This is a genomic window from Variovorax restrictus (assembly GCF_051216715.1).
In the GTDB taxonomy this organism is placed as follows: Bacteria; Pseudomonadota; Gammaproteobacteria; order Burkholderiales; family Burkholderiaceae_C; genus Variovorax.
The window spans coordinates 13,165-39,792 of sequence record NZ_JBPJZH010000001.1 but is presented as its reverse complement, the minus strand read 5'-3'; the positions used below and the strand labels follow the sequence as shown (position 1 = coordinate 39,792).

Here is a 26,628-nt window from a genome sequence, read left to right as displayed (position 1 = left end):
GCGCCGAACAGGGAGCCGAGCCATGACCGACAACGAGCGAATCGCCGCAGCCGCGCGGCTGCACGTGGCGCTCAGGCGCAAGACGAGCCGCGTGACCGACGCCGAATGGATGGCGGTGAACGTCGACTACGCGGCAGAGATGGTGCGCTTCGCGCGGGCGCATGCGGCTGCGCAGGAAGACGCCGAGCTCGCCGCCATCGCGGCACGGCTGGAGCTGGCGATGGCGCCGCTGGCGGCCGCGCAGCGCCAGCATGCCGCCGAACGGGTGGCGCCCGCCGTGGCGACGCCGCGCTACGTCGGCGGCCTGCGTTAGCGCACTTTAGCCCGCCGCCAGTGCGGCCTTGCGGATGCTCTGCAAGGTGCTGCCCGGCGTGATCGCTTCCGGGTCCAGCAGGCAGTGCAGGATCGCCGGCTTGCCGCTGGCCCGCGCACGCGCCAGGGCCGGGGCGAACTCTTCTGTCGTGGTCACACGCTCGCCGTGGCCGCCGAACACCTCGGCATAGCCGCGGAAGTCGGGGTTTTTCAGCTGCGTGGCGCTGATGCGGCCGGGGTAGTGCTTCTCCTGGTGCATGCGGATCGTGCCGTACATCGCGTTGTCGAGCAGCACCACGATGATCGGCAACCCGTACTGCACCGCGGTTGCGAATTCCTGGCCGTGCATCAGGAAGTCGCCGTCGCCGGCGAACACGACGACTTCACGCTGTGGCCACAGGCGCTTGCCACCCACGCCCGCCGGCAGGCCGTAGCCCATCGAGCCGCTGGTGGGCGCCAGCTGGCTCGCGAAGGTGGTGAAGGGCCAGAAGCGGTGCACCCAGGTGGCGAAGTTGCCCGCGCCGTTGCAGAAGATGGTGTCGGCCGGCAGCACCTCGCGCAGATGCGTCATGACCTCGCCCATCTGCAGCGGGCCAGGGATGCGGATCGGTGCCGGGTCGCTCCAGGCCAGGAAGTCCTGGTGCGCCTGCGCCGTGGCAGCTGCCCACTTTGGCGGGGCCGACGGCCGCAGCGCCGCGACCGCCGCCGCGAAGGCCTGCGGCGTCGCATGGATGGCCTGCGTGGCGCGGTACAGCTTGCCCAGCTCGTCGGCGTCGGCGTTCACGTGCACCAGCGCCTGCTGCGGCGTCGGGATGCCGATCAGCTCGTAGCCCTGCGAAGGCACTTCCGACAGGCGTCCGCCGATCAGCAGCACCAGGTCCGACGCGCGGATCGCCTGCAGCAGCTTCGGGTTCGCGCCCAGACCCAGGTCACCGCCGTACGACGGGTGCTTCGCGCTGAACAGCATCTGGCGCCGGAACGAGCAGTACACCGGCAGCGCGAAGGCCTCGGCGAAGCCGGCGAACTGCTGCACCGCGGCGTCGGACCAGCGGCTGCCGCCGAGGATGACCACCGGCCGTTCGGCCGCCTCGATGCGCTGCTGCAGCTCGGCGATCTGCGCTGCGCCCGGGTGCGTTTCCGCGACGGCGTAGGGCAGGGCGTTGGCCACGGTGGCGGCCTCGGTCAGCATGTCTTCGGGCAGCGCGATGACCACCGGGCCGGGCCGGCCGGAAGTCGCGACGTGGAAGGCGCGCGAGATGAGTTCGGGCACGCGCGCCGGGTCGTCGATCTGCACCACCCACTTGGCCATGGTGCCGAAGACCGCGCCGTAGTCCAGTTCCTGGAAGGCCTCGCGGCCCAGTGCGTCGCGCGCGACCTGGCCGACGAAGAGCAGCAGTGGCGTCGAATCCTGGTGCGCGATGTGCACGCCGGCCGACGCGTTGGTCGCGCCCGGCCCGCGCGTGACGAAGCAGATGCCCGGCTTGCCGGTGAGCTTGCCCTGCGCCTCGGCCATCATGGCCGCGCCGCCTTCCTGGCGGCACACGGTCACGGCGATCGAGGCGTCGTGCAGCGCGTCGAGCACGGCCAGGAAGCTTTCGCCCGGCACGCAGAACAGCTGCTCGACGCCGTGGGTGATGAGTTGGTCGACCAGGATCTGGCCGCCGGTGCGGGAGGTGAGTGTCGTCATAAAAAAATCAGTCGCCGATGTCGAAGGTCACGCCTTGCGCGAGCGGCAGGGCGGTCGAGTAGTTGATGGTATTGGTCGCGCGGCGCATGTAGGCCTTCCAGGCGTCGGAGCCGGCCTCGCGCCCGCCGCCGGTTTCCTTCTCGCCACCGAAGGCGCCGCCGATTTCCGCGCCACTCGGGCCGATGTTCACGTTGGCGATGCCGCAGTCCGACCCCGCCGCCGACATGAAGCGCTCGGCTTCGCGAATGTCGAGCGTGAAGATCGACGACGACAGGCCCGCGCCCACGGCGTTGTGCCATGCGATGGCCTCGTCGAAGGCCGCATAGCGCACGACGTAGAGGATGGGCGCGAAGGTCTCGCGCAGCGCCGGGCCCGCGTGCGAGGGCAGCTCGACCAGCGCCGGGCGCACGTAATAGGCGTCGGGCGTGCCGATGCCGTCGACGCGCTGGCCGCCGTGCACGGTCGCGCCGATGTCGCGGCATTCGCCCAAGGCCTTCTGCATGCCATCGAAGGCTGCGCGGTCGATCAGTGGGCCGACCAGCGTGCCGGCCTCGCGCGGGTCGCCGACCTGCACGTTGCCGTAGACCTTGGCCAGCTTGGGCACCAGCGCGTCGTACACGCTGTCGTGCACGAACAGGCGGCGCAGCGTGGTGCAGCGCTGGCCGGCCGTGCCCATGGCCGCGAAGGCGATGCCACGCAGCGCCAGGCCGAGGTCGGCCGACGGCGCCACGATGGCCGCGTTGTTACCGCCCAGTTCGAGGATGGCGCGGGCGAAGCGCGCGGCCAGCTTGGGCGCCACCTGGCGGCCCATCGCGGTCGAGCCGGTGGCCGAGAGCACCGGCACGCGGTGGTCGTCGACCAGCACTTCGCCGATGTCGCGTTGGCCGATGAGCAGTTCGAGCAGGCCCTCGGGCGCATCCGCGCCGAAGCGGGCGATGGCGCGCTGGGCGATGGCGTGCGTGGCGAGCGCGGTCAGTGGCGTCTTCTCGGACGGCTTCCACACCACCGGGTCGCCACAGACCAGCGCCAGCGCCGCGTTCCACGACCACACGGCCACCGGGAAGTTGAAGGCCGAGATGACGCCGACCACGCCCAGCGGATGCCAGGTTTCCATCATCCGGTGCTCGGCGCGTTCGGTGGCGATGGTCAGGCCGTAGAGCTGGCGCGACAGGCCGACCGCGAAGTCGCAGATGTCGATCATTTCCTGCACCTCGCCGGCGCCTTCGGACGGCACCTTGCCGGCTTCGAGCGTCACCAGCCGGCCGAGGTCGGCCTTGTGCAGGCGCAGCTCTTCGCCGAGCAGGCGCACCAGTTCGCCGCGGCGCGGTGCCGGCACGTTGCGCCATTGCAGGTACGCGGCGTGGGCACGGCCGATGGCCTCCGTGGCCTGGGCGGCGGAGGTCTCGGCGACGGCGGCGATCTGTTCACCCGTCACGGGCGAACGCACTGGCAGCGAACCGCCGATACAGGCGTCGCGCGGCACGCCCAGGCGCTGCAGCAGTTCGGCGACTTCGGTCGGCAGGGAGGAGAGGGGGGCGGCGTGGGGCATGGCAGGTCCAGCAGGAAAGACGACCGTGAGACTGTCCGCCAGTGCAGCCGGCTTGCATAGCGAAAATGTGGAACGAGTTGATGCCGATACCGAATGAAGTCGGCAGAATGCGTGACCGGTGCATGGAAGAGGATGCAGGTCGAGCCATCGCTTCATTCCCCCTCCGAATGACAATGTTCAAGAAATCCTTCCTCCCGCCGATCGCCGACCTGCTCGCCTTCGAGGCGGCGGCGCGGCACCACAGCATCTCGCGCGCGGCGGAGGAGCTGCACCTCACGCAGAGCGCCGTGTCGCGGCAGATCCGCCAGCTCGAGCAGCAGCTGGGCATCGCGCTGTTCCACCGCGTGCGCCAGCGCATCGTGCTGACAGACATCGGCCGCGTCTATGCGGCCGACGTGCGCGCGGTGCTGCAGCAGCTGTCGGGCGCCAGCCAGAAGGTCATGGCGTCGGCGGGCGGCGGGCTGCTCAACCTGGCGGTGCTGCCCACACTGAGCACGCGCTGGCTGATTCCGCGCCTGGGGGGCTTCGTCGCGCGGCACCCGGAGGTCACGGTGAATTTCGCCGCGCGCTCGGAGCCTTTCGACTTCGCGCAGGAGCCCTTCGACGCGGCCATCCACTTCGGAGCACCGCATTGGGCCGGTGCGGACTGCGTCTACCTGATGCACGAGGCGGTGGTGCCGGTCTGCAGTCCGGCCTTCGCCGAGCGCCATGCGATTCGGCAGCCGGACGACCTCGCGGCGGTCGTGTTGCTGCAGCAAAGCACCCGGCCGACCCAGTGGGCGGAATGGTTCGAGCAGGTCGGTGTGGCCGGCGCGTCAGCCCTGCGCGGGCCGCGCTTCGAGCAGTTCGCGATGATCGCGCAGGCGGCCGTGTCGGGCCTCGGCGCGGCGCTGCTGCCCAGTTTCCTGGTCGAAGCCGAGATCGCCGCCGGCGCGCTGACCGTGCTGTTCCCCCAGGCGCTGACCAGCGACGACGCCTATTACCTGGTCTACCCCGAGTCGCGCGCGCAGGTGCCGCTGCTGCTGGCCTTCCGCGACTGGATCGTCGGGGAGGCGCAGGCCGATGCGGCGGCGATCATTCCACCGGCGGCAGCTCTATCTTCTGTGCGGCCGGCGAACTCGCCAGGCTCTGCGTCGGCCGGCGCAGGGTCGCGTCGAAAGGGTTGATGCGAGGGCCGATGGCGGCCGCCTCCCGCTTGAGCAGCTCGACCACCGTGGGCATGCGGTCGGCGTTGAGCCGGTCGGCGATGGTGCCCACGCTCAGCGCGGCCACGGCGCGGCCTTCGCGGTCGCAGACCGGCACCGCCACGCCGGCCATGCCCTCGAGCAGCCCGGTGTTGCGGCCGGCGTAGCCCTGCTGGCGCACCTTCTCGATCTCGGTGCGCAGGTAGACCTCGTCGTACACGCCGTACTCGCGCACCCGCGACAGGTTGAAGCGGATCACCTCCTCGCGCTCGGCCTCCGGCAGGAAGGCGAGGATCGCCAGCGCGCCCTGGCCCACGCCCAGTGCGATACGTCCGCCGATGTCGCCGGAGAAGGAGCGGATGGGGAAGGGGCCTTCGCTGCGGTCGAGGCAGACGGCGTCGAAGCCGCTGCGCACCAGCAGGAAGATGCTGTCGCCCAGGCTGGCGCTCAGGCGCAGCAGGGCGGGCCGGCACAGGGCGCGCAGCCCGCCGCCGTCGCCGGCCTTCGCCGCCAGCGCGAAGAAGTCGATGCTCAGCCGGTAGAGCTTGCTGCGCTCGCCCTGCTCCACCACGCCCTCGGTCACCAGCGACTGCAGCAAACGGTGCGTGGTGGCCTGCGTCAGGCCCACATTTCGTGCGATCTGGGTCACGCGGCCGCCCTCGGCCTGCAGTTCGGCCAGCGCGCGGATCACCAGGAAGGCCCGGGGCACGCCCCCGGTGGGAGTGGATGTCGTGGTCATGGTCGGTTCTATGGAATCTCTTCAACAAAGTTTAGCGCATGTATTCCGATCAATGGAATAAAACGGAGATAACTTCCGATTAATGGAATACCACGAGAATTCTGGTTCGGTTATTGCAATAGATTGGTTCGAACGCCGCGCGGATTCAGACCCCTGGCGGCTCCCCCGATCGATGAAAGGCCGTTCATGTCATTTCTGCAACTCACCGGCGTGACCAAGTACTACGGCACGACCTGCGCCGTGTCGGCCATGAACCTGTCGGTGGAGAAGGGCGAATTCGTCTCGCTGCTCGGACCCTCGGGCTGCGGCAAGACCACCACGCTGCAGATGGTGGCGGGCTTCGAGGCGGTGAGCAGTGGCCGCATCGAGCTCGACGGCAAGGACATCACCCAGGCCAAGGCGAACAGCCGCGGCCTGGGTATCGTGTTCCAGACCTACGCGCTGTTCCCGCACATGACGGTGGCCGACAACGTGAGCTTCGGCCTCGAGATGCGCAAGATGCCCAAGGTCGAGCGGCAGGAGCGCGTCGCGCAGGCCCTGGCGCTCGTCCACCTCGAGGTGCATGCCAAGAAGTACCCGCGCGAACTGTCCGGCGGCCAGCGCCAGCGCGTCGCCCTGGCCCGTGCGCTGGTGATCGAGCCGCCGGTGCTGCTGCTCGACGAGCCGCTGTCGAACCTCGACGCCAAGCTGCGCGAGGAGATGCAGTTCGAGCTGCGGCAGATTCAGCGCAAGGTCGGCACCACCACCATCATGGTCACGCACGACCAGAGCGAGGCGATGTCCATCAGCGACCGCGTCGTCGTAATGGAGGCCGGCCGTGCCACGCAGATCGACCATCCGCACCGCGTGTACGAGCACCCGCGCACGCGCTTCATCTCGACCTTCGTCGGCAAGGCGAACCTGCTGGAAGGCCGGGTCGCCTTGGTCGGCAGCCGCACCCGCGTCGAGATCGGCCCGCTCGTGGTGGACGTGGACGACGCGGGCTTCCGCCCTGGCGCCGCCGTGTTGCTGAGCGTGCGGCCCGAGAAGGCGCAGTTGGTCGCCGCCGGCAGCGGCCGGCTGCAGGGCGTGGTGGGCGAGCGCTTCTTCCTCGGCAGCCAGTGGCTCTACCGCGTGGGCACGCCGGTCGGCGACCTGATGGTGCTGAGCCCCAACGACGGCCGCGACGCGATCGACGAAGGCCAGGCCGCCGGCATCGACTGGCCCGACCACTGCACGCGCCTGCTGCCGGCTGACGAATCGGCTTCGGCGGAGGTGGCTGCGGCATGAGCGCACTCGCCCGAAAGTCCACGCCCTGGTGGCTCTCGGCCCCGGCGCTGGTGCTGTTCACCGTGCTGCTGCTGGTGCCGCTGCTGCTCACCGCGGTGCTGTCGTTCAACGTGTACGACCCGACGCTGGGCGTGAAGAGCGGCGAGTTCACGCTGGATCACTACATCCACCTCTTCACCGACTCGTACTACTACGAGATCTTCTGGCGCACCTTCTGGATCTCGGCGCTGGTCGCGGTCATCTGCGTGCTCATCGGCACGCCCGAGGCTTACGTGCTCAGCCGCATGCGCAACCCGTGGCGCTCGATCCTGTTGCTGGTGGTGCTCGCGCCGCTGCTGGTGTCGGTGGTGGTGCGCGCCTTCGGCTGGAGCATGCTGCTCGGCCCCGAGGGCCTGGTCAACGGGCTGCTCGGCGTCTTCGGCCTCGGCCCGGTCAAGATCCTCTACACCGAGGCGGCCATCGTCATCGCGCTGGTGCACGTGATGCTGCCCTTCATGGTGATCCCCGTGTGGACCTCGCTGCAGAAGCTCGACGCCGGCGTCGAGAACGCGGCCTTGTCGCTCGGCGCCACGCCGTTCACCACGCTGCGCCGCATCGTGCTGCCGCAGGTGATGCCCGGCATCCTGTCGGGCAGCCTGATCGTCTTCGGCCTTGCGGCCAGCTCCTTCGCGATTCCGGGCCTGCTCGGCGGGCGCCGCCTGAAGATGGTTGCGACGGTGGTCTACGACGAGTACCTGCACGAGCTGAACTGGCCGCTGGGCGCGGCCGTCGCGCTGGTGCTGCTGGTGGCCAACCTGGTCGTCATGCTCAGCTACAACCGCCTTGTCGAAGGCCGCTACAAGAAGTCGTTGGGCTGAAACCATGACCAAGAACGGCCCCCTCGCCCTCGCGTTCAACGCGCTCGTCATCGCCTTCATGCTGGCGCCCCTCGTGGTCGTCTGCGTGGTGGCCTTCACGCCCGAGAACACGCTGACCTTGCCGACGACCGAGTTCTCGCTGCGCTGGTTCCGCGCGGTGTTCGAGCACTCGGACTTCATGCAGTCGTTCAGGAACAGCCTGTGGCTGGCGCTCGCCTCCGCCACCATCGCGACGCTGCTCGCGGTGCCGGCCGGCCTGGCGATCACGCGCTACGACTTTCGGGGGCGCGACTTCCTCAACGCGCTGTTCCTGTCGCCGCTGATCATTCCTCACCTGGTGCTGGGCGTCGCACTGCTGCGGATGTTCGCGCTGGTCGGCGGCACCGGCAGTTTCGGCTTTTTGATCTTCGCGCACGCGCTGATCGTCACGCCCTACACGCTGCGCCTGGTGGTGGCCGCGCTGGTCGGCTTCGACCGCAGCGCCGAGCAGGCCGCGCTGTCGCTGGGCGCGAGCCAGGCGACGGTGTTCAAGCGCATCACGCTGCCGATGATCCTGCCGGGCGTCACGGGCGGCTGGCTGCTCGCCTTCATCAACAGCTTCGACGAAGTGACGATGTCGATCTTCGTCACCTCGCCAAGCACGGTCACGCTGCCGGTGCGCATGTACATGTACGCCACCGAGTCGATCGACCCGCTGATGGCGGCGGTGTCGGCGCTGATGGTGGCGGTCACGGCCGTCGCGATGATCGTGCTCGACCGGCTCTACGGCCTCGACCGCGTGCTGGTGGGGGGGCATCGATGAATGTCGTCGCCGTGCAACCGCTGCTGCGCCGCGTCGCCGAGACGCAACGCGCGCCGGTGTCGTTCACGCTCGACGGCCGGTCGGTGCAGGCGCTGGAAGGCGACACGGTGCTGACCGCGGTGCTCACGCAAGGCGCGCAGCTGCGCCGCAACGAATTCAGCGGCGAGCCGCGCGCCGGCTTCTGCCTGATGGGCGCCTGCCAGGACTGCTGGATCGCCACCGCCGATGGCGCGCGGCTGCGTGCCTGCTCGACGTTCATCGTGCCCGGCATGGCGTTGCTGAGCGAGGTGCCGGCATGACCAGGCCCGCGCTGCAGCCCGTCATCGTCGGCGCCGGCCCCGCCGGCATCCGCGCGGCACAGACGCTGGCCGCGCATGGCCTGCGGCCGATCGTGATCGACGAGGCCGCGCGCGCCGGTGGCCAGATCTACCGCCGACCGCCCGCGCATTTCAAGCGCACGCCCAAGACGCTCTACGGTACCGAAGCCGGGCGCGCGACCGCTGTGCACGCGGCCATCGACGGCGTGCAGGACCGCATCGACCACCGGCCCGACAGCCTCGTGTGGAACGTGCAGGACCAGCGCCTCGACGTGCTGCACGGCCCCACGCAGACCACGCGCACCGTGCCGTACGGTCAGCTCATCGTCGCCACCGGCGCGACCGATCGGGTGCTGCCCGTGCCGGGCTGGACGCTGCCCGGCGTGTACACGCTCGGCGGTGCGCAGGTGGCGCTCAAGTTCCAGGGCTGCGCGATCGGTTCGCGCGTGGTGTTCATGGGCACCGGGCCGCTGCTCTATCTGGTGGCGTACCAGTACGCCAAGGCCGGCGTGAAGGTGGCGGCTGTGCTCGACACCGCGCGCTTCGCCGATCAGCTCGCGGCTGTGCCGGCGATGCTGCGGCAACCTGCGGTGTTTGCGAAGGGCGTGACCTACGTCGCGTGGCTGCGCGCGCAGGGTGTGGCGCTGCACAACGGCGTGCGGCTGGTCCGCATGCAGGGCGACGAGCGTGTGCGCTCGGTCGTCTGGGCCGAAGGCGGTCGCGAACGCACGCTCGACTGCGACGCCATCGGCTTCGGCTACGCGTTGCGCTCCGAAACCCAGCTGGCCGATCTGCTGGGCTGCCGTTTCGCCTTTGCGCCCATGCACCGCGCGCACCTGCCCGAGCGCGATGCGGCCGGACGCTCCAGCGTCGCGGGCGTGTACCTCGCGGGCGACGGCGCCGGCATCATGGGGGCCGACGCCGCTGAGTGGGCCGGTGAACTCGCGGCCCTCACGCTGCTGGCCGACCACGGCGTGACGATCGATACGCGGCGTGCGAACGCGCTGCAGCAGAAGCTCGAGAAGCTCATGGGCTTCCGCGCAGGGCTGGAGCGCGCCTTCCCCTTTCCCGAAGACTGGGCGGCCCACGCGCCCGACGACCTCGTCGTGTGCCGCTGCGAGAACATCACGGCCGGCGAACTGCGCCGCGCCATCGCCGACAGCGGCGCCGACGAGATGAACCGCCTCAAGGCCCTCACGCGCGTCGGCATGGGCCGATGCCAGGGCCGCATGTGCGGCGTGGCGGCGGCGGAGATCCTCGCGCACGCCACCGGCCAGCCCGTGGCGCAGGTCGGGCGCCTGCGCGGGCAGGCGCCGATCAAGCCGATCCCGATCCACCTGGTGCACGCGACCGATGAAGGGGTGGCCGCATGACGCAGCGCATCGTGACCGACGTCGCCATCGTCGGCGGCGGCATCGTCGGCAGCTCGGCCGCGCTGGCGCTGCGCCGCAAGGGCGTGCGCGTGGTGCTGCTGGAACGCGACTTGTGCGGCTCACGCTCGAGCGGCGTGAACTATGGCGGCGTGCGGCGGCAGGGCCGACCGCTGAACCAGCTGCCGCTGGCACAACGCGCGCACGGCATCTGGGGGCGGCTGCCCGAACTCATCGGCACCGACGGCGAGTACATCCGCTCGGGCCACTTCAAGATCGCGCGCAGCGAGGCCGACCTGGCCGCGCTGGAAGCCTACCGAGACAGCGCGCGCGACTTCGATCTGGGCATCGACATCCTCTCCGGCGCGCGCCTGCGCGAACACTGCCCGTGGCTCGGCGGCAAGGCGGTCGGCGGCTCCCTGTGCATGGAAGACGGGCAGGCCAATCCTCGCCTTGTGTCGCCGGCCTTCGCGCTCGCGGCACGGCGTGCGGGGGCCGACATCCACGAACGCACGCGCGTCGACGAGATCGCGCACGACGGCCAGCGCTTCCATCTGCGCGCGGGCGGGCTCGATGTGCAGGCGCCCGTGCTGCTCAACTGCGCCGGCGCCTGGGCCCACACCATCGCCGACCAGTTCGGCGACACGGTGCCCATGCATTCCGGCCACCCGGCCATGGCGGTCACCGAGCCGCTGCCCTTCTTCATGCATTGGAGCCTGGGCGTGGAAGGCGGCAGCGTGTACTGCCGCCAGGTCGCGCGCGGCAACCTGGTGCTGGGCGGTGGGCCAGGCCGTGCGCTCGACGCCGACCGTGCGCGCTCCGATCGCGCCTCGATGGCCGCGCTCGCCACGCAGGCGATCGAACTGCTGCCCGTGCTGCGCCACGCGCACTTCATCCGCACCTGGAGCGGCACCGAGGGCTACCTGCCCGATCGACAACCGGTGATCGGCCCGAGCCGAACCACGACAGGGCTGTTCCACGGCTTCGGCTTCGCCGGCGCCGGCTTCCAGATCGGGCCCGCCGTGGGCGAGGTGCTGGCGGAGCTGGTGAGCGACGGCCGCAGCACGACACCCATCGACGCGTTCGGCATCGGCCGTTTCGCTCACACATCCGCCGCCGAGCCCGCGCTCGCGCATTGAACCGTTTCCGTCCCCGCATCCCCTTCACCCACCGAAAGGAAAGCCATGTTCATCTCTCGCATCGCCTCAACAGCCACCGCCCTGCGCCGCGCCGCCTTCACCGCGGTGGCCGCCGCGGCCCTGGCCGCCACCGGCGCAGCCGTCGCGCAGACCAAGACGATCTACATCGGCATGAACGGCGGCACGATGGAGAAGGCGTACACGCAGTACGTGTTCCCGGCCTTCGAGAAGGCCAACAACGTCAAGGTGGTGGTCGTGCCCGGCACCTCGTCCGACATCCTGGCCAAGGCGCAGGCCAACAAGGACCGTCCGCAGATGCACGTGATGTTCCTCGACGACGGCGTGATGATCCGCGCCATCGGCATGGGCCTGTGCGAGAAGCAGCGCCCGAGCGCCGCACTCGCCGAGATCTACCCCGCCGCGCGCTTCAAGGGCGACATGGCCAGCGGCGTGAGCCTGGGCATGACCGGCCTGGCCTACAACGCCAAGATGTTCAAGGAAAAGGGCTGGGCGCCGCCGACCTCGTGGATGGACCTCGCCGACCCCAAGTTCAAGGGCAAGGTCGTGTTCCAGTCGGCCTCGGCGTCGTCCTTCGGCCTGCATGGCTTCCTGATGTTCAACCGCATCCAGGGCGGCAATGAGAAGAACGTCGAGCCGGGCTTCAAGGCCTGGCCGACGACCATCGGCCCGAACGTGCTGGAGTACATCCCCAGCTCGGCCAAGATTTCCGAGATGGTCCAGACCAACGAAGCAGCGGTCTTCCCGCTGACGCCGACGGTCGTCGCGGCGATGAAGACCAAGGGCATCCCGGTCGAATACGCGAACCCGAAGGAAGGTTCCGTGGTGCTGATCGTCGGCCAGTGCGTCATTGCCAACAACAGCGAGCCCGAGCTGGCGCAGAAGCTCACCGAGTTCCTGCTGTCGCCGCTGGCGCAAGCGAACGTGCTGCAGTACGGCAGCCAGATCCCGACCAACCCCAAGGCACCGGTCGTGGGCGAGGGCGTCGCGCAGGTGGCGGCGATCAACGGCTACATGAAGACGGCGATCACGGTGGATTGGGAGAGCATCAATGCGAACAGGCCGGCCTGGAATGCGCGGTGGAACAAGACGATCGAGCGGTGATCGTTGCGGCTGCGGCTGCGGCTGCGGTTAGTCGTGGGGCGTCGGCGGGCGGTCTGCCTTTGGGCGGCAGACGTCTCCGGCCCTTCGGGCTTCGCTGCTGCTCCTCGCGTCAGGCGGGGTCCGCGCAAACTCGCTTCGCTCAAACACGCGCGGCCCTGATCCGCCTGCCACTGCGGTGCTCGCCGGAGCCTCAACAGCCGCCCAAAGGCAGCCCGCCCACCGACGTGACGCGATCGTTGTGCATCTCTTTCCGGCGAGCGCAATCGTCGCGCGCGCAACAAGCCCGGCAGGCGGTGCGGGCCGGGCGATCCCCTGTGCGCCGCCGAGGAGCACAGCGCCATCGGCTGCGCGCGCAGCGCGCTTCAACATCTGACTCGTCGCAGCTGTCTGAGCGAAGAGAAACGAAGTGAACGCAGCGAGTTCTGCGACGCAGCCGATGGCGCGAGCACCGCAGGGCAGCCGCGAAGCGGCCGGCGCACCGGGGTCGAACGGCGCGCACCGCCTGCCGGGCGTACGCCGCAAACGCCCTCAAAGATCTACGCGCTCCCCAGAACCCACCCCGCCGCCTTCTCCGCCATCATCAACGTCGGACTGTTCGTGTTCCCGCTCGTGATCGTCGGCATTGCCCCCGCATCGACGACGCGCAGGCCGGCGATCAACCCCCCGCGCCCGTCCCGCACCCGCAAGCGCGAATCCAGCACCGCCATCGGGTCCCCGTCGGCACCCATCTTCGTCGTGCCCACCGGATGGAAGATCGTGGTCGCGATATCGCCAGCGAGGCGTGCCAGATCATCGTCGCTCTCGTACTGCGGCCCCGGCTTCCATTCGACCGGCTTGTACTTCGACAACGCTGGCTGCGCGGCGATGCGGCGCGTCACGCGCAGCGAATCGGCCGCGACCTTGCGGTCTTCGTCGGTGCTCAGGTAGTTGGGCGCGATCGCCGGTGCGTCCTCGAAGCGCGCGCTCTTGATGCGCACCGACCCGCGGCTCGTCGGGTTCAGGTTGCACACGCTCGCGGTGAAGGCCGGAAAGGCATGCAGCGGGTCGCCGAAGGCGTCGAGCGACAGCGGCTGCACGTGGTACTCGAGGTTCGGCCATTCGTGGTCGGGCGAGCTGCGCGTGAAGGCGCCCAGCTGCGACGGCGCCATGCTCATCGGCCCGCTGCGCTTCATCAGGTACTCGAGGCCGATCTTCGCCTTGCCCATCATCGAGGAGGCCAGCACGTTGAGCGTCGGCGCGCCGTCGATCTTGAACACCGCACGGATCTGCAGGTGGTCCTGCAGGTTCGCGCCCACGCCGGGCAGATCGGCCACCACGTCGATGCCGCGCTCGCGCAGCAAGTCGGCCGGGCCGATGCCCGAGAGCTGCAGCGTCTGCGGTGAGCCGATGCTGCCGCCGCACAGCAGCACCTCGGCGGTGGCGTGCGCCGTGACCATCTCCTGGCCGTCCCACACCTGCGCGCCGGTGCAGCGCTGCGTGCCGTCGGGCTGCGTCTCGACGATCAGCTTCGTGACTTGCGCGCCGGTCCACATCTCGAAGTTCGGCCGGCCATAGCAGGTCGGCCGCAGGAAGGCCTTGGCCGTGTTCCAGCGCCAGCCGTTCTTCTGGTTGACCTGGAAGTAGCCCACGCCTTCGTTGCTGCCGCGGTTGAAGTCGGTGGAATGCGGGATGCCGGCTTCCTGCGCGGCCAGTGCGAAGGCGTCGAGGATGTCCCAGCGCAGGCGCTGCTTTTCGACGCGCCATTCGCCGCCCGCGCCGTGCATCTCGTCGGCGCCGAGGTAGTAGTCCTCGTGCTGCTTGAAGGCAGGCAGCACGTGCTCCCATTTCCACGCGTCGTCGCCGGTGAGCTGCGCCCACTGGTCGTAGTCGCGCGACTGGCCGCGCATGTAAATCATCCCGTTGATGCTGGAGCTGCCACCGAGCGTCTTGCCGCGCGGATAGCGCAGCGTGCGGCCGTTGAGGCCCGGGTCGGGCTCGGTGCTGTAGAGCCAGTCGGTGCGCGGGTTGCCGATGCAGTAGAGGTAGCCGACCGGAATGTGGATCCAGTGGTAGTCGTCCTTGCGGCCGGCCTCGATCAGCAGCACGCGCTTGCGCTTGTCCGCCGAGACTCGGTTGCACATCAGCGCGCCGGCCGTGCCGCCGCCGATGACGATGTAGTCGAATGTGGTGTCGCTCAACGCGTTGTCTCCAGACTGAACAAACAAAAAGCCCGGGCCGGTGTATCCGGGCCTCGGGCTTGGCAGTTTAGGCGCCAATGACTGGCGGCTTGCTTACGTCACGGGGCGCTCATTCACACTTGATCAAGCGACCTCGGCGAGTGCATCGCCCACGGCGTTGATCAGCCGGTCGATCTCCGCCTTCTCCGCGATGAAGGGCGGTGCGAGCTGGATCGTGTCACCGCCATAGCGCACGTAGAAGCCCTTCTTCCAGCACGCCATGGCCACCTCATACGGGCGCTTTGCCGGTTCGCCGGGCACGGGCGCGAGCGTGATGCCCGCGGCCAGGCCGAAGTTGCGGATGTCGACGACATGCTTGCTGCCCTTCAGGCTGTGCACCGCGTTCTCGAAGTGCGGCGCCAGCGTGCGCACGCGGCCGACCATGTCTTCACGGGTCAGCACGTCGAGCGCCGCGATGCCGGCGGCGCACGTCACCGGGTGGGCCGAGTAGGTGTAGCCATGCGGGAACTCGACCAGGTAGTCCGGGCCGCCGGCGGCCATGAAGGTGTCGTAGATCTCCTTGCTGGCGATCACGGCGCCCAGCGGCTGCGCGCCGTTGGTCACCTGCTTGGCGACGTTCATGATGTCCGGCGTCACGCCGAAGGCATCGGCGCCGGTCATTGCGCCCATGCGGCCGAAACCGGTGATGACCTCGTCGAAGATCAGCAGGATGTTGTTGGCGGTGCAGATGTCGCGCAGGCGCTGCAGGTAGCCCACCGGCGGCACGATCACGCCGGCCGAGCCGGACATCGGCTCGACGATCACGGCCGCGATGTTCGACGCGTCGTGCAGTGCGATCAGGTCGAGCAGGCGGTCGGCCAGGTGCGCGCCTTCGGTCGGCATGCCGCGCACGAAGGTGTTGCCGGGCAGCACGGTGTGCGGCAGGTGGTCGGCCTCCACACCTTGGCCGAACACCTTGCGGTTGCCGCCGATGCCGCCGACCGAAATGCCGCCGAAGTTGACGCCGTGGTAGCCCTTCTCGCGGCCGATCAGCCGCGTCTTGCTCGCCTGCCCCTTGGCGCGCCAATAGGCGCGGGCCATCTTGAGCGAGGTGTCGGCCGCCTCGGAGCCCGAGCCGGTGAAGAAGACATGGTCGAGGCCCGCGGGCGTGCGTTCCTTGAGCTTGTTGGCCAGCTCGAAGGAGCCCGGGTGGCCGAACTGGAAGGCCGGCGCGTAGTCGAGCTTGGCGATCTGGCGGCTCACCGCTTCGGTGATCTCCGGGCGACCGTGGCCGAGGCCGGTGCACCACAGGCCCGACAGGCCGTCGAACACCTTGCGGCCGGTGTCGTCGGTGAAGTAGGCGCCCTTGGCCTCCACCACCATGCGCGGGTCGGCCTTGAAGTTGCGGTTGCCGGTGAAGGGCATCCAGTGCGCGTCGAGCCAGGCGGCGTCGGTGCGGGAGGCGGCAGGCGGGGTGGGGGCGGTGAGGGTGGTCATGCGCGGATTGTTCGCCGCGCGCTTATTCCTGAAAATGGCGCAATATCGAAGTTCACTTGAGCATCCATGCAAGTAAAAACCCAGGAAAAATCCCGCGCGTTGATTGGCCAGCTCAGCGACATGGACCTGCGCCTGCTCAAGGTGTTCAAGAGCGTCGTCGAATGCGGCGGCATGGCGGCGGCCGAGCTGGAACTCAACATCGGCACCTCCACCGTGAGCCGCCACGTCAAGGACCTGGAGACGCGCATGGGCCTGGTGCTGTGCCGGCGCGGGCGGGCCGGCTTCGCGCTCACGCCGGAAGGCCAGCGCGTGTACGACGAAACGCTGCGCCTGCTGGCCTCGGTCGAGGCCTTCCGCAGCAGCATCGACGACATCCACCACCGTATGGGCGGGCAGCTCGACGTGGCGGTGTTCGACAAGACCGCGAGCAACCCGCAGGCGCGCGTGGGCGATGCCATCGCGCGCTTCGCCACGCGGGCGCCCGAGGTGCGGCTGAACATCCACGTCGGCTCGATCAACGCCATCGAGCGCGGCGTGATCGACGGCGCCTTCCAGGTCGGCATCATCCCGGCGCATCGCAGCTCGAAGACGCTGGCCTACGCCGACCTGTTCGGCGAGACGATGCTGCTGTATTGCGGTGCGCGGCATCCGCTGTTCGGTGCGGCGCATGCCGGCCTGACGTGGGAGAAACTGCGCGCCCATGCCTTCGCCGGCCTGGGCTTCCACTCGCCCAACATGGAGCTCAGCCACCGCGCGCGGCTGGTGCGCAAGGCCACCGGTTTCGACCAGGAGGCGATCGCGATGCTGGTGCTGTCAGGGCAGTACCTGGGCTTCCTGCCCGACCATTACGCCAAGGGTTTCGAGCAGGAAGGGCTGATGCAGGCGGTGGCGCCCAAGCGCTTCCGCTATGCCTGCCGCTTCGTCAGCGTGCTGCGGCGTTCGCCGGCGCCGTCGCGTGCGGCGCAGCTGTTCCAGGACTGCCTGGTGGCGGCGCACGAAGGCGGCTGAGTGGCTGGATACTTGCAATGCATTCATCGCGGCGCACGAGGCGCCGCATCCATTGAAGAGAAACGGAAACTGAAATGACGATGGCAATGAGTTGGTCCGAATGGGCGGACCACGATGCGGTGGCACTGGCCGACCGCGTGCGCCAGGGCGACGTGAGCCCGGCCGAACTGGCGGCGCAGGCGAAGGCGGCCATCGACAAGGTCAACGGCCCGCTCGATGCGGTGGTCGAGGTGTTCGACGACGCCGTGGCCGACCCGGTGGGCAACGGCACCAACACCGGCGGCACCTTCGCCGGCGTGCCCTACCTGATGAAGGACCTGGGCCCCACGCTCAAGGGCCGTCTGCAGGAATTCGGTTCGCTGCTGATGCAGGGCCATCGCCCGGCGGAAGACAGCTTCCTCACCGGCAAGATCCGCCAGGCGGGGCTGAACATCATGGGCCGCACCACCACGCCCGAGTTCGGCGTGTGCAGCTCGGCAGAGAACACGCTGCACGTCACGCGCAACCCCTGGGATACGGCCTACACCACCTACGGTTCCTCGGCCGGCACCGGCGCCATCGTGGCCGCGGGCGTGCTGCCGATGTCGCACGCCACCGACGGCGGTGGCTCGATCCGCATCCCGGCCGGCGCCAACGGCAACATCGGCCTGAAGGTCTCGCGCGGCGTGTTCTCGCTGGCCCCGAACCTGTCGGACCTCTCGGGCCTGGTGTCGATCCAGGGCTGCCACAGCCGCACGGTGCGCGACACCGCGGCCTTCGTCGACCAGTGCCGCGGGGGCGCGCCCGGCGAGTTCATGCCCTTCTGGTCACCGGCCGAGCCGTACAGCGAACTGATCCAGAAGGACCCGGGGCGCCTGCGCATCGCGCTGTCGCACGAGTGGGGCGACTACCGCGCCGTGCCGCATTTCGTGGCCGAGCTGGAACGCGTGGGCCGCTTCCTCGAAGGCCTCGGCCACCACGTCGAATGGGCGCTGCCGAAGGTCGATTTCCAGACCGCCTTCGCCGCGCAGACGACCTGCTACATCAGCAACTTCGCGCAGGTCATCGCCGGCCAGATCGCGCGCCTGGGCCACGAGCGCCCGCCGGCCGATCTGCTCGAGCCAATCAACATCAAGATCTGGGAAGCGGGCCTGGACACCACCTACGGCGAGCGCTCGAAGATGCAGGCGGTGTTCAACACCACCTCGCGCGCCTTCGGCCACTTCTTCGAGGACTGGGACATCATCCTCACGCCGGTGACCGCGCTGCCCACGCCCAAGGTCGGCACCACCGAGTACCTCACGGTCAGCGACAACCCGTCGGTCTACGACTGGTTCGGCCACCTGTGGAAGAACTTCGCCTACACGCCGCTCGCGAACCTGTGCGGCATGCCGGGCATCTCGCTGCCGCTGGCGGCGCAGGAGAACGGTCTGCCGCTGGGCATCCAGGCGCAGGCGCGGCAAGCCAACGATGGGTTGCTGCTGCAGCTGGCTGCGCAGATCGAACGGGCCATCGGTGGCAAGTGGAACGCGGGGCAGCGGCCTGGGGTGCATGTGACCGGCGCTTGAAGCCGGATTCCTGTTCGGACGAGGCTCAGGCCGGCGGGGTGCACTGCTTCGTTCGTGTCCCCCGGCCTTCGGCCTCCTCCTTAACCTCACTGCGCAGTACACCCCACCGGCCTGAGCCTTGGACACGGCGGGGGTTGATCGCGCGGAACGACGCGCCGCGTCCCAGGCCGAGGGTGATGGGTAGCCCCTGCAGCGAAATAAAGGAGGAGCCGAAGGCGGGGGACATTCGCGGAAGGGGCTACCCGTCGCCCTCGAGCCCACCACGAACGCACAACCAACAAAGAAAAACGCCGCGAGCCAACAAAGGCCCACGGCGTTTTCATCGAACGCAGGACAGCTTACTTCGCGGTAGGCATCACGAACTCCGCCCCCTTGCCGATGCTCTCCGGCCAGCGCTGCATGATCGACTTCTGCTTCGTATAGAAACGCACGCCTTCTTCGCCATAGGCGTGCATGTCGCCGAACAGCGAGCGCTTCCAACCGCCGAAGCCGTGCCAGGCCATCGGCACCGGGATAGGCACGTTGATGCCGACCATGCCGACCTGGATGCGGCGGCCGAACTCGCGCGCCACGTTGCCGTCGCGGGTGAAGCACGACACACCGTTGCCGAACTCGTGGGCGTTGATCAGGTCGACCGCCTCCTTCAGGTCGGCCACGCGCACGCAGCCCAGCACCGGGCCGAAGATCTCTTCCTTGTAGATGCGCATCTCGGGCGTGACGTGGTCGAACAGCGTGCCGCCCATCCAGTAGCCGTCGTCGCAACCCTGGCCGGCCTTGGCGCCGTCGAACTTTCGCCCATCCACCAGCAGCGTGGCGCCTTCGGTCACGCCCAGGTCGATGTAGCCGGTGATGCGTTCATGCGCGGCGCGCGTGACGATCGGGCCCATCTCGGCCTCGAGGTTCTCGCCGTCGAGCACCTTCAGCGTCTTCGTGCGCTCGATCAGCTTGGGCAGCAGGCGGTCGGCCACATCGCCGACCAGCACCGCCACCGAGATCGCCATGCAGCGCTCGCCGGCCGAGCCGTAGCCGGCGCCGATCAGCGCGTCGACCGCCTGGTCGATGTCGGCGTCGGGCATCACGACCATGTGGTTCTTCGCGCCGCCCAGGGCCTGCACGCGCTTGCCGTGGCGGGCACCGGTTTCGTAGATGTAGTTGGCGATCGGCGTGGAGCCGACGAAGCTCACGGCCTTCACGTCGGGGTGCTCTAGCAGCGCATCGACCGCGACCTTGTCGCCTTGCACCACATTGAACACGCCGTCGGGCAGGCCGGCCTGCTTCAGCAGCTCGGCCATCTTCAGCGACGCGCTCGGGTCGGTCGGGCTCGGCTTCAGCACGAAGGTGTTGCCCGCGGCGATGGCCACCGGGAACATCCACATCGGCACCATCACCGGGAAGTTGAAGGGCGTGATGCCGGCCACCACGCCGAGCGGCTGGCGCAGCGTCCAGTTGTCGATGCCGGTGCTCACCTGGTCGGTGAAGTCGCCCTTGAGCAGCTGCGGAATGCCGCAGGCGAATTCCACGATGTCGATGCCGCGGCTGACTTCGCCCTGCGCATCGGTGAACACCTTGCCGTGCTCGGCGGTGATCAGGTGGGCGAGCTCGTCCTTGTGCGCATTGAGCAGTTCGAGGAACTTGAACATCACGCGGGCGCGGCGGATCGGCGGCGTGTCGGCCCAGGCGGGGAAGGCGGCCTGGGCGGAAGCCACGGCGGCGTCGACAGCGGCCTTGTCGGCCAGGCCGACCTTGCCGGTGACCTTGCCGCTGGCGGGATTGGTCACGTCTTGGCTGCGGCCGGATGCGTTGGCCACGGCGCGGCCCTGGATGTAGTGGTCGATGGAGGCGATGGTCATGGGGGTGTCTCGTGTGCGAGGAGGAATGTGGGCAGTTTAGGCACGCGGCATCCTGGCGCCAAGACGGCTCCGGCTTAACTGATTGTTCGGTCCGGTGAACAATCACGTCATGGACTCCCGAAAGATCGAAGCGCTCTGGACCCACCTGCACGCGCTCACCGTGCTGGCGCAGCAGGGCAGCTACACGGCCGCGGCGCAGCGTCTGGGCGTGAGCAAGGCCGCGATGAGTCAGCGCATCGCCGAGCTGGAGCAGGCGGCGGGCGTGCCGCTGGTGCAGCGCACCACGCGCAGCGTGCGCCTCACCGAAGCGGGCCAGCGGTTGGTCGATGAGATGCGGCCCAATTTCGAGCAGATCGCCCACAGCTTTGCCGGGGTGCGCGACCTGGCCGGCGTGCCGCGCGGGCGGGTGCGTGTGACGGCGCCCGTCGCCTTCGCGCGCCAGCAGCTGGTGCCGCGGCTGGCGGAGTTCCTTCGTGCCTACCCCGAAGTGCGCATCGAGCTCGACCTGTCGGACCGCCTCAGCTCGCTGGCAATGGAAGGCTTCGACCTCGCGATCCGCCACACCGCCGCGCCGCCCGACACGCACGTCGCCTGGGTGCTGTGCCCGACGCGCTCGGTGCTGGCGGCCAGCCGCGGCTACCTGCGCCGCCGCGGCACGCCCGATTCACCGGCGGCGCTCGCCGCGCACGACTGCCTCCACTACCCGCGCGCGCAGGACACGCCGACCTGGCACCTGGAGCGGCGCGCCGGCCGTGCGGGAGGCGTGGGCAACGACGGCCAGCGCGTCACCGTCCCGGTGTCGGGCCCGCTGGCCGCCAACAACAGCGAGGCGCTGCGCGACGCGGCCCTGGCAGGGCTGGGCATCGCGCTGCTGCCCGACTTCAGCGCGCAGGCGGCGCTGCGCGCGGGCAAGCTGGTCGAGGTGCTGCCGCAGTGGACGCCGGTCGGCGCCTTCGGCGAGCGGCTGTACGCCATCCGCCCCTACGCGAGCCATGTGCCGCGCGCGGTGGCGGCCTTCGTCGCGTGGCTGCGTGCGTCGCTGGCCGAGGGCTTTGGCACCGCGCCTTGACGTGCGCGTCATACCCTCCGGTTACGATGGTGCGCCACCACCAACGAGCCCTCCCCGGAACAGACCGCCTCCATGCCACTTGCCGCGCCGAACACCGCGCCCGCCACGCTCGCCGCCGCGTCGAACGAGTCGACGCGTACACCGCCCCGCGTGGCGCGCGGTTCGGACGGTGCGGTGGTCGCGGAAGGCCAGTGGACCGCACTGGCCTTCTCGTCGCGTCAGGATTGGGTCGCACTGACCCGGAACCTCGGCAGCCTGCCGCAGGACGAGATGGCCTGGGACCTGCGCCCGATCGAGCAGCTCGACCACATCGGCGCCCAGGTGCTGTGGAAGCACTGGGGCGGCGCCTGGCCCCGGCACATCGAGATGGACCCGCCGCACCAGGCGGTGCTCGAGCATGTCGCGACCTTCACCTGTGCGCCGCCGCCCGAGGTGAGCCCGACGCTGGCCGACCGGCTCCAGTCCTACGCCCTCCACGGCCCGCGCGCACTCGCGGTGGCACGCGACCTGCTGCGCATGATCGGCCAGCTCGTGCTGGACATCGGCACGCTGATCCGCGCCCCGCACCGCGCGCCCTGGCGCGACCTGTCGGGCCAGCTCTACCAGTTCGGGGCCACCGCGCTGCCTATCACCGCGCTGGTGGGTGTGCTGATCGGCGTGGTGCTGGCCTACCTCATGTCGAACCAGCTGCGCAACTTCGGCGCGGAAGCCTTCATCGTCAACATCCTGGGCCTGTCGCTGATCCGCGAGCTCGGGCCGGTGCTGGCCGCGGTGCTGGTGGCCGGTCGCTCGGGCTCGGCCATCACCGCGCAGATCGGCGTGATGCGCGTGACCGAGGAGCTCGACGCGATGCGCGTCATGGGCATCCCGCACGGCTACCGGCTGGTGATGCCGCGGGTGCTGGCGCTGGCCATCGCGATGCCGCTCATCAGCATGTGGACCTCGATGGCGGCGCTCGCGGGTGGCATGGTGGCGGCCAACCTCACGCTCGACCTGTCGCCTGCCTACTTCATGCAGGCGCTGCCGCGCGCGGTGCCGCTGTCGAACCTGTGGCTGGCGCTCGGCAAGTCGGCCGTGTTCGGCATCCTCATCGCGCTGGTGGGCTGCTACTTCGGCATGAAGGTCAAGCCCAACACCGAAAGCCTCGGGCGCGGCACCACGTCGTCGGTGGTGACTTCCATCACCGTGGTGATCCTGGTCGACGCGCTGTTCGCCGTGCTGTTCCGCAGCGTGGGCTTCCGATGATCGACGCGCCCGCAACCGACGCGCCGGTGGTGGTCGACATCCGCAAGCTGTGGACGGTGTTCACCTCGCCCGATGGCGAGCAGGTGGTGCACCGCGACCTCGACCTGTCGATCCGTCGCGGCGAGGTGCTGTCGCTGGTCGGCGGCTCGGGCACCGGCAAGACGGTGCTCTTGCGCCAGATCCTCGGGCTCGAACATCCGACGCGTGGCGAGGTGACGGTGCTGGGCCAGCGGCCCGGGCAGCTGGGCGCCCGCGATGCGGCCAAGGTCGGCATGCTGTTCCAGCACGGCGCGCTGTTCTCGGCCTTCAGCGTGCTCGAGAACATCGCTTTCCCATTGCGCGAATTGCGGCTGCTGCCCGACGACCTGATCCGTGACGCGGCGCTGGTCAAGCTGCAGATGGTGGGCCTGAAGCCCGAGCATGCGAACCGCAGCCCCTCGGACCTGTCGGGCGGCATGATCAAGCGCGTGGCGCTGGCACGCGCGCTCATCATGGACGCGCCGCTGCTGCTGCTCGACGAGCCTACCGCCGGGCTCGACCCTGCGGCCTCCGACAGCTTTTGCGACTTGCTGCGCAGCCTGCACCGCGAGCTGGGGCTGACGGTGGTGATGGTCACGCACGACCTCGACACGCTGTTCGACCTGAGCACCCGCATCGCGGTGCTGGCCGACCAGCGCGTCATCGTCTCGGGCCGGCCGCGCGAGGTGATCGCCTACGAGCACCCGTTCATCCACGACTACTTTCTGGGCGGGCGCGGAAAGCGCGCCATGGAAGCCCTGCACGACACCCCCGCCGGCAACGCGCCGGCCGAAAGGTAGACCCCATGGAAAACAAGGCCCACGCCCTCGCCGCCGGCGCCTTCGTGCTCGGCCTGGTCGCCGTGCTCGTCGCGCTGGTGGTCTGGCTCACGCGCGACAACACGGTGCGCAATACCTATGAGCTGTCGACCCGCGACGCGGTGAGCGGCCTGCAGCCGCAAGCCATGGTGCGCTACCGCGGCATCGCGGTGGGCAAGGTCACGGCCATCGACTTCGACCCCAAGGTCAAGGGCAACGTGCGGGTGCGCATCACCGTCGACGAGCGCGTGCCGCTCACGCAGTCGAGCTTCGCCACGCTGAGCTACCAGGGCGTGACCGGCCTGGCCTTCATCGCGATCGACGACAAGGGCGAGTCGCAGGTGGCGTTGGCGCCCGACGAGGCCAACCCGCCGCGCATCCCGCTCAAGCCGTCGGTGCTGGCGCAGTTGCAGGACCGCGGCGAGGCGATCCTCAACCAGGTCGAGGACGTGACGAAGCGGGTCAACGTCGTGTTGGGCGAGGCCAACCAGAAGCGCATCGCCGACGCGCTGGAGAACATCGCGCAGGCCGCGGCGAGCGCGAACCAGCTGACCAAGCAGCTCGACACCACCGTCAAGACCGGCCTGAACCCGGCGCTCACCGCGCTGCCGCCGCTGATCGACCGCACGCGCGACACGATGGGCAGCGTGAAGACCGCGGCCGGCGACATCTCGCGCGTGGCCAACAACCTCAACACCACCGCCAACCGGCTCAATGCGCCCGACGGCCCGATCGACCGGCTGGGCGACGGCACCAAGGCGCTGTCGCAGGCGGTGGACAGCTTCAACATGGCGACGCTGCCGCGCCTGAACCGCGTGGCCGACGACACGTCGACCGCGGTGCGCCGCCTCGGCCGCGCGGCCGACGGCATCAACGACAACCCGCAGTCGCTGCTGTTCGGCAATGGCGGTGCCGTCGCCGGCCCGGGCGAGCCGGGCTTCTCCGCGCCGGCTGCGGCCGCCCGTCCTTGAGGTGATGACCATGCCGACCACACGCTTTGCTCCCATCGCGGCCTTGGCCGCTGCCGTCGCTCTTCTGGCCGGATGCGGCTCGCTGCCCGATCGCCCGTCGCGGGCGACGCTCTACGACTTCGGCCCGGTGCTGACGGCCCGCGCCCCCGCACCTGCCGATGTCACGCCGCGGCCGACGCTCTCGCTGGCCGACATCGACGCCAGCGCCCGGCTGGAGGGCACGCAGATCCTCTACCGCCTGGCCTACGCCGACGCCAACGAGCTGCGGCCCTACGGGCAGTCACGCTGGAGCGTGGCGCCCAACCAGTTGCTCTACCAGCGCCTGCGCGATGCGCTCGCCGAGCGCCGCACCGTGCTCAACCGTGAAGAGAGCGCGACGATGGCGCGCGCGGCCGGCCGCGTGCCGCGCACGCTGCGTGTATCGCTCGACGAGTTCAGCCACTACTTCACGGCACCGACGCAGAGCGCCGGCCTGGTGCGCCTGCGCGCCACGCTCGTCCAGAGCGCGCCCGGCGGCGACAGCGTGGTGGCGCAGCGCAGCTTCATGGTGCAGCGCCCCGCACCGAGTGCGGACGCGCCGGGCGGCGTGCGGGCGCTGACGCTGGCCAGCGACGCGGTGATCGCGGAACTGGTCGCCTGGGTCGATCAGCAGCCTTGACGCCGACAGCGCGCGTTCAGACCGGCGTGCGCCCGAGGATCGGGAACAGCTTGCCCAACCCGTCGGCCATCACCTCGACCGCCAGCGCGGCGAGGATCAGGCCCATCAGCCGCGTCATCACGTTGATGCCGGTCTTGCCCAGCACGCGGGCGATCGGCTCGGCCAGCGAGAAGGCGATGCCCGTGGCCAGCCCGATCACCACGCCGTAGCCGACCAGCACGGCCAGTTCCCAGAGGTGCCGCGTCTTCTCGGCGTAGATCACCATGGTCGACATGGTGGCCGGCCCGGTCAGCAGCGGGATGGTCAGCGGCACCACGGCGATCGATGCGCCCAGCGAGGCTTTCACCTCGGTCGCGCGGATCTCCTCCTTGTTGGTCTTGGCCTCGGCCGGTTGCGCATTCAGCATGTTGAGCGAGCTGATGAGCAGCAGCATGCCGCCGCCCACCTGGAAGCTCGCGATCGAGATGCCGAAGAAGCCCAGCAGCTGCAGGCCGAGCAGCGCGCTGATGGCGATCACCACGAAGGCGCTGAAGGCCGAGATCCACGCCGTGCGGCGCCGCTGGCGCTCGTTGTATTCCTGCGTGTAGTGGATGAAGAAGGGCACGATCGCCAGCGGATTCACGATGGCCAGCAGCGTGATCAGCGGCTTGATCAGGTCCATCGTGGGGCTGGCCATCAGCGTCCCCCGGTGACGTCGAGCAGGGCCGCCGTCGTGTAGCTGGCCTCGGGCGAGAGCAGCCAGACGATGGCGCCGGCGATTTCCTCGGGCGTGCCGGTGCGCTTCATCGGCACGGTCGGCGCCAGCATCGCTGCGCGCTCGGGCATGCCGCCGGAGGCGTGGATGTCGGTCTCGATGAGGCCCGGCCTGACCGCATTCACGCGGATGCCCTCGTCGGCCACCTCCTTGGCCAGGCCCAGGGTGAAGGTGTCGATGGCGCCCTTGCTCGCCGCGTAGTCGACGTACTGGTCGGGCGAACCGAGCCGCGATGCCGCGCTGGAGACGTTGACGATGGCGCCGCCCGTGCCGCCGTGCTTCGTGCTCATGCGCCGCACGGCTTCGCGCGCGCAGACGAAGCTGCCGATCACGTTGATGCGGAACATGCGCTCGAGCCGCGCGACGCTCATCTCGTCGACGCGCGCCTTCATGTCGACCACGCCGGCGTTGTTGACCAGGGCAGTGAGCCTGCCGAGCTTGGCGTCGACCTTCTCGAACATCGCCATCACCTGGGCTTCGTCGCCCACGTCGGCCTGCACCGCAATGGCGGTGCCGCCGCCCGCGCGGATGGTGCGCACCACCTCGTCGGCGGCCAGCGAGTTGCTCGCGTAGTTGACCGCCACGGCAAAGCCGCGCTGTGCGGCGAGCAGGGCGACGGCGGCACCGATGCCGCGGCCACCGCCTGTGATCAGAACAATCTGCTGGTCCAATTCCCGCCTCCTGCACGAA

General features: G+C 69.5%; 24 protein-coding genes. 16 read left to right on the top strand and 8 right to left on the bottom strand.

What is annotated here, in order from left to right; translation table 11 throughout:
- The first annotated feature begins 22 nt into the window (after positions 1 to 22).
- On the top strand, positions 23 to 313 hold the full coding sequence (locus ACSFA0_RS00195; protein WP_435448215.1) for a hypothetical protein: 291 nt from the start codon (positions 23 to 25) through the stop codon (positions 311 to 313).
- Positions 314 to 319: 6 nt separating this feature from the next.
- Here the strand turns inward: ACSFA0_RS00195 and ACSFA0_RS00190 are convergent, their stop codons facing one another.
- Positions 320 to 1,999, bottom strand: a complete 1,680-nt coding sequence (locus ACSFA0_RS00190; protein ID WP_435448214.1) for a thiamine pyrophosphate-binding protein — start codon at positions 1,997 to 1,999, stop codon at positions 320 to 322.
- 7 nt (positions 2,000 to 2,006) lie between these two features.
- Entirely contained in the window at positions 2,007 to 3,548 is a 1,542-nt protein-coding gene (amaB, locus tag ACSFA0_RS00185) for an L-piperidine-6-carboxylate dehydrogenase (protein ID WP_435448213.1), read from the bottom strand.
- A gap of 173 nt (positions 3,549 to 3,721) precedes the next feature.
- Between amaB and ACSFA0_RS00180 the strand changes: the two genes are divergently transcribed.
- Positions 3,722 to 4,714, top strand: a complete 993-nt coding sequence (locus tag ACSFA0_RS00180) for a LysR family transcriptional regulator (protein WP_435448212.1) — start codon at positions 3,722 to 3,724, stop codon at positions 4,712 to 4,714.
- Here the strand turns inward: ACSFA0_RS00180 and ACSFA0_RS00175 are convergent.
- Complete coding sequence (locus tag ACSFA0_RS00175; RefSeq protein ID WP_435448211.1) at positions 4,623 to 5,471, bottom strand: IclR family transcriptional regulator; 849 nt, start codon at positions 5,469 to 5,471, stop codon at positions 4,623 to 4,625. The genes ACSFA0_RS00180 and ACSFA0_RS00175 overlap by 92 nt on opposite strands.
- A 186-nt stretch (positions 5,472 to 5,657) precedes the next feature.
- Here ACSFA0_RS00175 and ACSFA0_RS00170 point away from each other — a divergent pair, with 186 nt between their 5' ends.
- From ACSFA0_RS00170 to ACSFA0_RS00140, 7 genes are read left to right on the top strand one after another with little or no spacing between them, the layout of a single operon-like run.
- A complete protein-coding gene (locus tag ACSFA0_RS00170) occupies positions 5,658 to 6,740 on the top strand; it encodes an ABC transporter ATP-binding protein (RefSeq protein ID WP_435448210.1) in 1,083 nt (360 codons plus the stop codon).
- On the top strand, positions 6,737 to 7,597 hold the full coding sequence (locus ACSFA0_RS00165; RefSeq protein WP_435448209.1) for an ABC transporter permease: 861 nt from the start codon (positions 6,737 to 6,739) through the stop codon (positions 7,595 to 7,597). The genes ACSFA0_RS00170 and ACSFA0_RS00165 overlap by 4 nt, the downstream gene beginning before the upstream one ends.
- A gap of 4 nt (positions 7,598 to 7,601) precedes the next feature.
- The gene (locus tag ACSFA0_RS00160) at positions 7,602 to 8,399 is read left to right on the top strand and encodes an ABC transporter permease (protein WP_435448208.1); all 798 of its coding nucleotides are present in this window, start codon (positions 7,602 to 7,604) and stop codon (positions 8,397 to 8,399) included.
- Entirely contained in the window at positions 8,396 to 8,698 is a 303-nt protein-coding gene (locus ACSFA0_RS00155; RefSeq protein WP_435448207.1) for a (2Fe-2S)-binding protein, read from the top strand. Before ACSFA0_RS00160 ends, ACSFA0_RS00155 begins: the two co-directional genes overlap by 4 nt.
- The gene (locus ACSFA0_RS00150) at positions 8,695 to 10,089 is read left to right on the top strand and encodes an FAD/NAD(P)-dependent oxidoreductase (RefSeq protein WP_435448206.1); all 1,395 of its coding nucleotides are present in this window, start codon (positions 8,695 to 8,697) and stop codon (positions 10,087 to 10,089) included. The genes ACSFA0_RS00155 and ACSFA0_RS00150 overlap by 4 nt, the downstream gene beginning before the upstream one ends.
- Positions 10,086 to 11,225, top strand: a complete 1,140-nt coding sequence (locus ACSFA0_RS00145; RefSeq protein WP_435448205.1) for an NAD(P)/FAD-dependent oxidoreductase — start codon at positions 10,086 to 10,088, stop codon at positions 11,223 to 11,225. The genes ACSFA0_RS00150 and ACSFA0_RS00145 overlap by 4 nt, the downstream gene beginning before the upstream one ends.
- 45 nt (positions 11,226 to 11,270) lie before the next feature.
- Complete coding sequence (locus ACSFA0_RS00140) at positions 11,271 to 12,347, top strand: ABC transporter substrate-binding protein (RefSeq protein ID WP_435448204.1); 1,077 nt, start codon at positions 11,271 to 11,273, stop codon at positions 12,345 to 12,347.
- A gap of 536 nt (positions 12,348 to 12,883) precedes the next feature.
- Here ACSFA0_RS00140 and ACSFA0_RS00135 read toward each other — a convergent pair.
- Together ACSFA0_RS00135 and aptA are read right to left on the bottom strand one after the other, a co-directional pair.
- Positions 12,884 to 14,524: a GMC family oxidoreductase gene (locus ACSFA0_RS00135; RefSeq protein WP_435448203.1), complete on the bottom strand. Its 1,641-nt coding sequence runs from the start codon at positions 14,522 to 14,524 to the stop codon at positions 12,884 to 12,886.
- Positions 14,525 to 14,647: 123 nt separating this feature from the next.
- Positions 14,648 to 16,000: an omega-aminotransferase AptA gene (aptA, locus tag ACSFA0_RS00130; RefSeq protein ID WP_435448202.1), complete on the bottom strand. Its 1,353-nt coding sequence runs from the start codon at positions 15,998 to 16,000 to the stop codon at positions 14,648 to 14,650.
- Between the two features lie 66 nt (positions 16,001 to 16,066).
- Between aptA and ACSFA0_RS00125 the strand changes: the two genes are divergently transcribed.
- Together ACSFA0_RS00125 and ACSFA0_RS00120 are read left to right on the top strand one after the other, a co-directional pair.
- On the top strand, positions 16,067 to 17,008 hold the full coding sequence (locus tag ACSFA0_RS00125) for a LysR family transcriptional regulator (protein WP_435448201.1): 942 nt from the start codon (positions 16,067 to 16,069) through the stop codon (positions 17,006 to 17,008).
- An 86-nt stretch (positions 17,009 to 17,094) separates the two neighbouring features.
- Positions 17,095 to 18,555, top strand: coding sequence for an amidase (locus tag ACSFA0_RS00120; RefSeq protein WP_435448200.1), 1,461 nt, complete (start codon positions 17,095 to 17,097; stop codon positions 18,553 to 18,555).
- Between the two features lie 338 nt (positions 18,556 to 18,893).
- Here the strand turns inward: ACSFA0_RS00120 and ACSFA0_RS00115 are convergent, their stop codons facing one another.
- Positions 18,894 to 20,405, bottom strand: a complete 1,512-nt coding sequence (locus ACSFA0_RS00115) for a CoA-acylating methylmalonate-semialdehyde dehydrogenase (protein WP_435448199.1) — start codon at positions 20,403 to 20,405, stop codon at positions 18,894 to 18,896.
- A 109-nt stretch (positions 20,406 to 20,514) separates the two neighbouring features.
- Here ACSFA0_RS00115 and ACSFA0_RS00110 point away from each other — a divergent pair, with 109 nt between their 5' ends.
- From ACSFA0_RS00110 to ACSFA0_RS00090, 5 genes are all read left to right on the top strand, one after another.
- Complete coding sequence (locus tag ACSFA0_RS00110; protein WP_435448198.1) at positions 20,515 to 21,474, top strand: LysR family transcriptional regulator; 960 nt, start codon at positions 20,515 to 20,517, stop codon at positions 21,472 to 21,474.
- Between the two features lie 72 nt (positions 21,475 to 21,546).
- A complete protein-coding gene (locus ACSFA0_RS00105; protein ID WP_435448197.1) occupies positions 21,547 to 22,719 on the top strand; it encodes an MlaE family ABC transporter permease in 1,173 nt (390 codons plus the stop codon).
- Positions 22,716 to 23,537: an ABC transporter ATP-binding protein gene (locus ACSFA0_RS00100; RefSeq protein ID WP_435448196.1), complete on the top strand. Its 822-nt coding sequence runs from the start codon at positions 22,716 to 22,718 to the stop codon at positions 23,535 to 23,537. Before ACSFA0_RS00105 ends, ACSFA0_RS00100 begins: the two co-directional genes overlap by 4 nt.
- Positions 23,538 to 23,542: 5 nt before the next feature.
- Positions 23,543 to 24,526 carry an MlaD family protein gene (locus tag ACSFA0_RS00095; RefSeq protein WP_435448195.1) on the top strand — a complete coding sequence of 328 codons (984 nt, stop codon included), beginning with the start codon at positions 23,543 to 23,545 and terminating at the stop codon, positions 24,524 to 24,526.
- A 10-nt stretch (positions 24,527 to 24,536) separates the two neighbouring features.
- A complete protein-coding gene (locus tag ACSFA0_RS00090; RefSeq protein WP_435448194.1) occupies positions 24,537 to 25,184 on the top strand; it encodes an ABC-type transport auxiliary lipoprotein family protein in 648 nt (215 codons plus the stop codon).
- Positions 25,185 to 25,200: 16 nt separating this feature from the next.
- On the opposite strand, the gene ACSFA0_RS00085 is transcribed toward ACSFA0_RS00090, so the two are convergent.
- Both ACSFA0_RS00085 and ACSFA0_RS00080 read right to left on the bottom strand, forming a co-directional pair.
- On the bottom strand, positions 25,201 to 25,845 hold the full coding sequence (locus ACSFA0_RS00085; RefSeq protein ID WP_435450865.1) for a MarC family protein: 645 nt from the start codon (positions 25,843 to 25,845) through the stop codon (positions 25,201 to 25,203).
- Positions 25,846 to 25,859: 14 nt separating this feature from the next.
- Positions 25,860 to 26,609, bottom strand: coding sequence for an SDR family oxidoreductase (locus ACSFA0_RS00080; protein WP_435448193.1), 750 nt, complete (start codon positions 26,607 to 26,609; stop codon positions 25,860 to 25,862).
- Positions 26,610 to 26,628: the final 19 nt, after the last annotated feature.

Excerpts from the sequence above, each read along its gene's own strand:
- ACSFA0_RS00090 (WP_435448194.1), top strand. The coding sequence starts at position 24,537 with ATGCCGACCACACGCTTTGCTCCCATCGCGGCCTTGGCCGCTGCCGTC.
- ACSFA0_RS00125 (WP_435448201.1), top strand. The coding sequence starts at position 16,067 with ATGCAAGTAAAAACCCAGGAAAAATCCCGCGCGTTGATTGGCCAGCTC.
- ACSFA0_RS00175 (WP_435448211.1), bottom strand. The coding sequence starts at position 5,471 with ATGACCACGACATCCACTCCCACCGGGGGCGTGCCCCGGGCCTTCCTG.
- ACSFA0_RS00100 (WP_435448196.1), top strand. The coding sequence starts at position 22,716 with ATGATCGACGCGCCCGCAACCGACGCGCCGGTGGTGGTCGACATCCGC.
- ACSFA0_RS00155 (WP_435448207.1), top strand. The coding sequence starts at position 8,396 with ATGAATGTCGTCGCCGTGCAACCGCTGCTGCGCCGCGTCGCCGAGACG.
- ACSFA0_RS00165 (WP_435448209.1), top strand. The coding sequence starts at position 6,737 with ATGAGCGCACTCGCCCGAAAGTCCACGCCCTGGTGGCTCTCGGCCCCG.
- ACSFA0_RS00085 (WP_435450865.1), bottom strand. The coding sequence starts at position 25,845 with ATGGACCTGATCAAGCCGCTGATCACGCTGCTGGCCATCGTGAATCCG.
- ACSFA0_RS00115 (WP_435448199.1), bottom strand. The coding sequence starts at position 20,405 with ATGACCATCGCCTCCATCGACCACTACATCCAGGGCCGCGCCGTGGCC.
- ACSFA0_RS00170 (WP_435448210.1), top strand. The coding sequence starts at position 5,658 with ATGTCATTTCTGCAACTCACCGGCGTGACCAAGTACTACGGCACGACC.
- ACSFA0_RS00190 (WP_435448214.1), bottom strand. The coding sequence starts at position 1,999 with ATGACGACACTCACCTCCCGCACCGGCGGCCAGATCCTGGTCGACCAA.
- ACSFA0_RS00195 (WP_435448215.1), top strand. The coding sequence starts at position 23 with ATGACCGACAACGAGCGAATCGCCGCAGCCGCGCGGCTGCACGTGGCG.
- aptA (WP_435448202.1), bottom strand. The coding sequence starts at position 16,000 with ATGACCACCCTCACCGCCCCCACCCCGCCTGCCGCCTCCCGCACCGAC.
- ACSFA0_RS00160 (WP_435448208.1), top strand. The coding sequence starts at position 7,602 with ATGACCAAGAACGGCCCCCTCGCCCTCGCGTTCAACGCGCTCGTCATC.
- ACSFA0_RS00140 (WP_435448204.1), top strand. The coding sequence starts at position 11,271 with ATGTTCATCTCTCGCATCGCCTCAACAGCCACCGCCCTGCGCCGCGCC.
- ACSFA0_RS00120 (WP_435448200.1), top strand. The coding sequence starts at position 17,095 with ATGAGTTGGTCCGAATGGGCGGACCACGATGCGGTGGCACTGGCCGAC.
- ACSFA0_RS00145 (WP_435448205.1), top strand. The coding sequence starts at position 10,086 with ATGACGCAGCGCATCGTGACCGACGTCGCCATCGTCGGCGGCGGCATC.
- ACSFA0_RS00180 (WP_435448212.1), top strand. The coding sequence starts at position 3,722 with ATGTTCAAGAAATCCTTCCTCCCGCCGATCGCCGACCTGCTCGCCTTC.
- ACSFA0_RS00105 (WP_435448197.1), top strand. The coding sequence starts at position 21,547 with ATGCCACTTGCCGCGCCGAACACCGCGCCCGCCACGCTCGCCGCCGCG.
- ACSFA0_RS00150 (WP_435448206.1), top strand. The coding sequence starts at position 8,695 with ATGACCAGGCCCGCGCTGCAGCCCGTCATCGTCGGCGCCGGCCCCGCC.
- amaB (WP_435448213.1), bottom strand. The coding sequence starts at position 3,548 with ATGCCCCACGCCGCCCCCCTCTCCTCCCTGCCGACCGAAGTCGCCGAA.
- ACSFA0_RS00095 (WP_435448195.1), top strand. The coding sequence starts at position 23,543 with ATGGAAAACAAGGCCCACGCCCTCGCCGCCGGCGCCTTCGTGCTCGGC.
- ACSFA0_RS00110 (WP_435448198.1), top strand. The coding sequence starts at position 20,515 with ATGGACTCCCGAAAGATCGAAGCGCTCTGGACCCACCTGCACGCGCTC.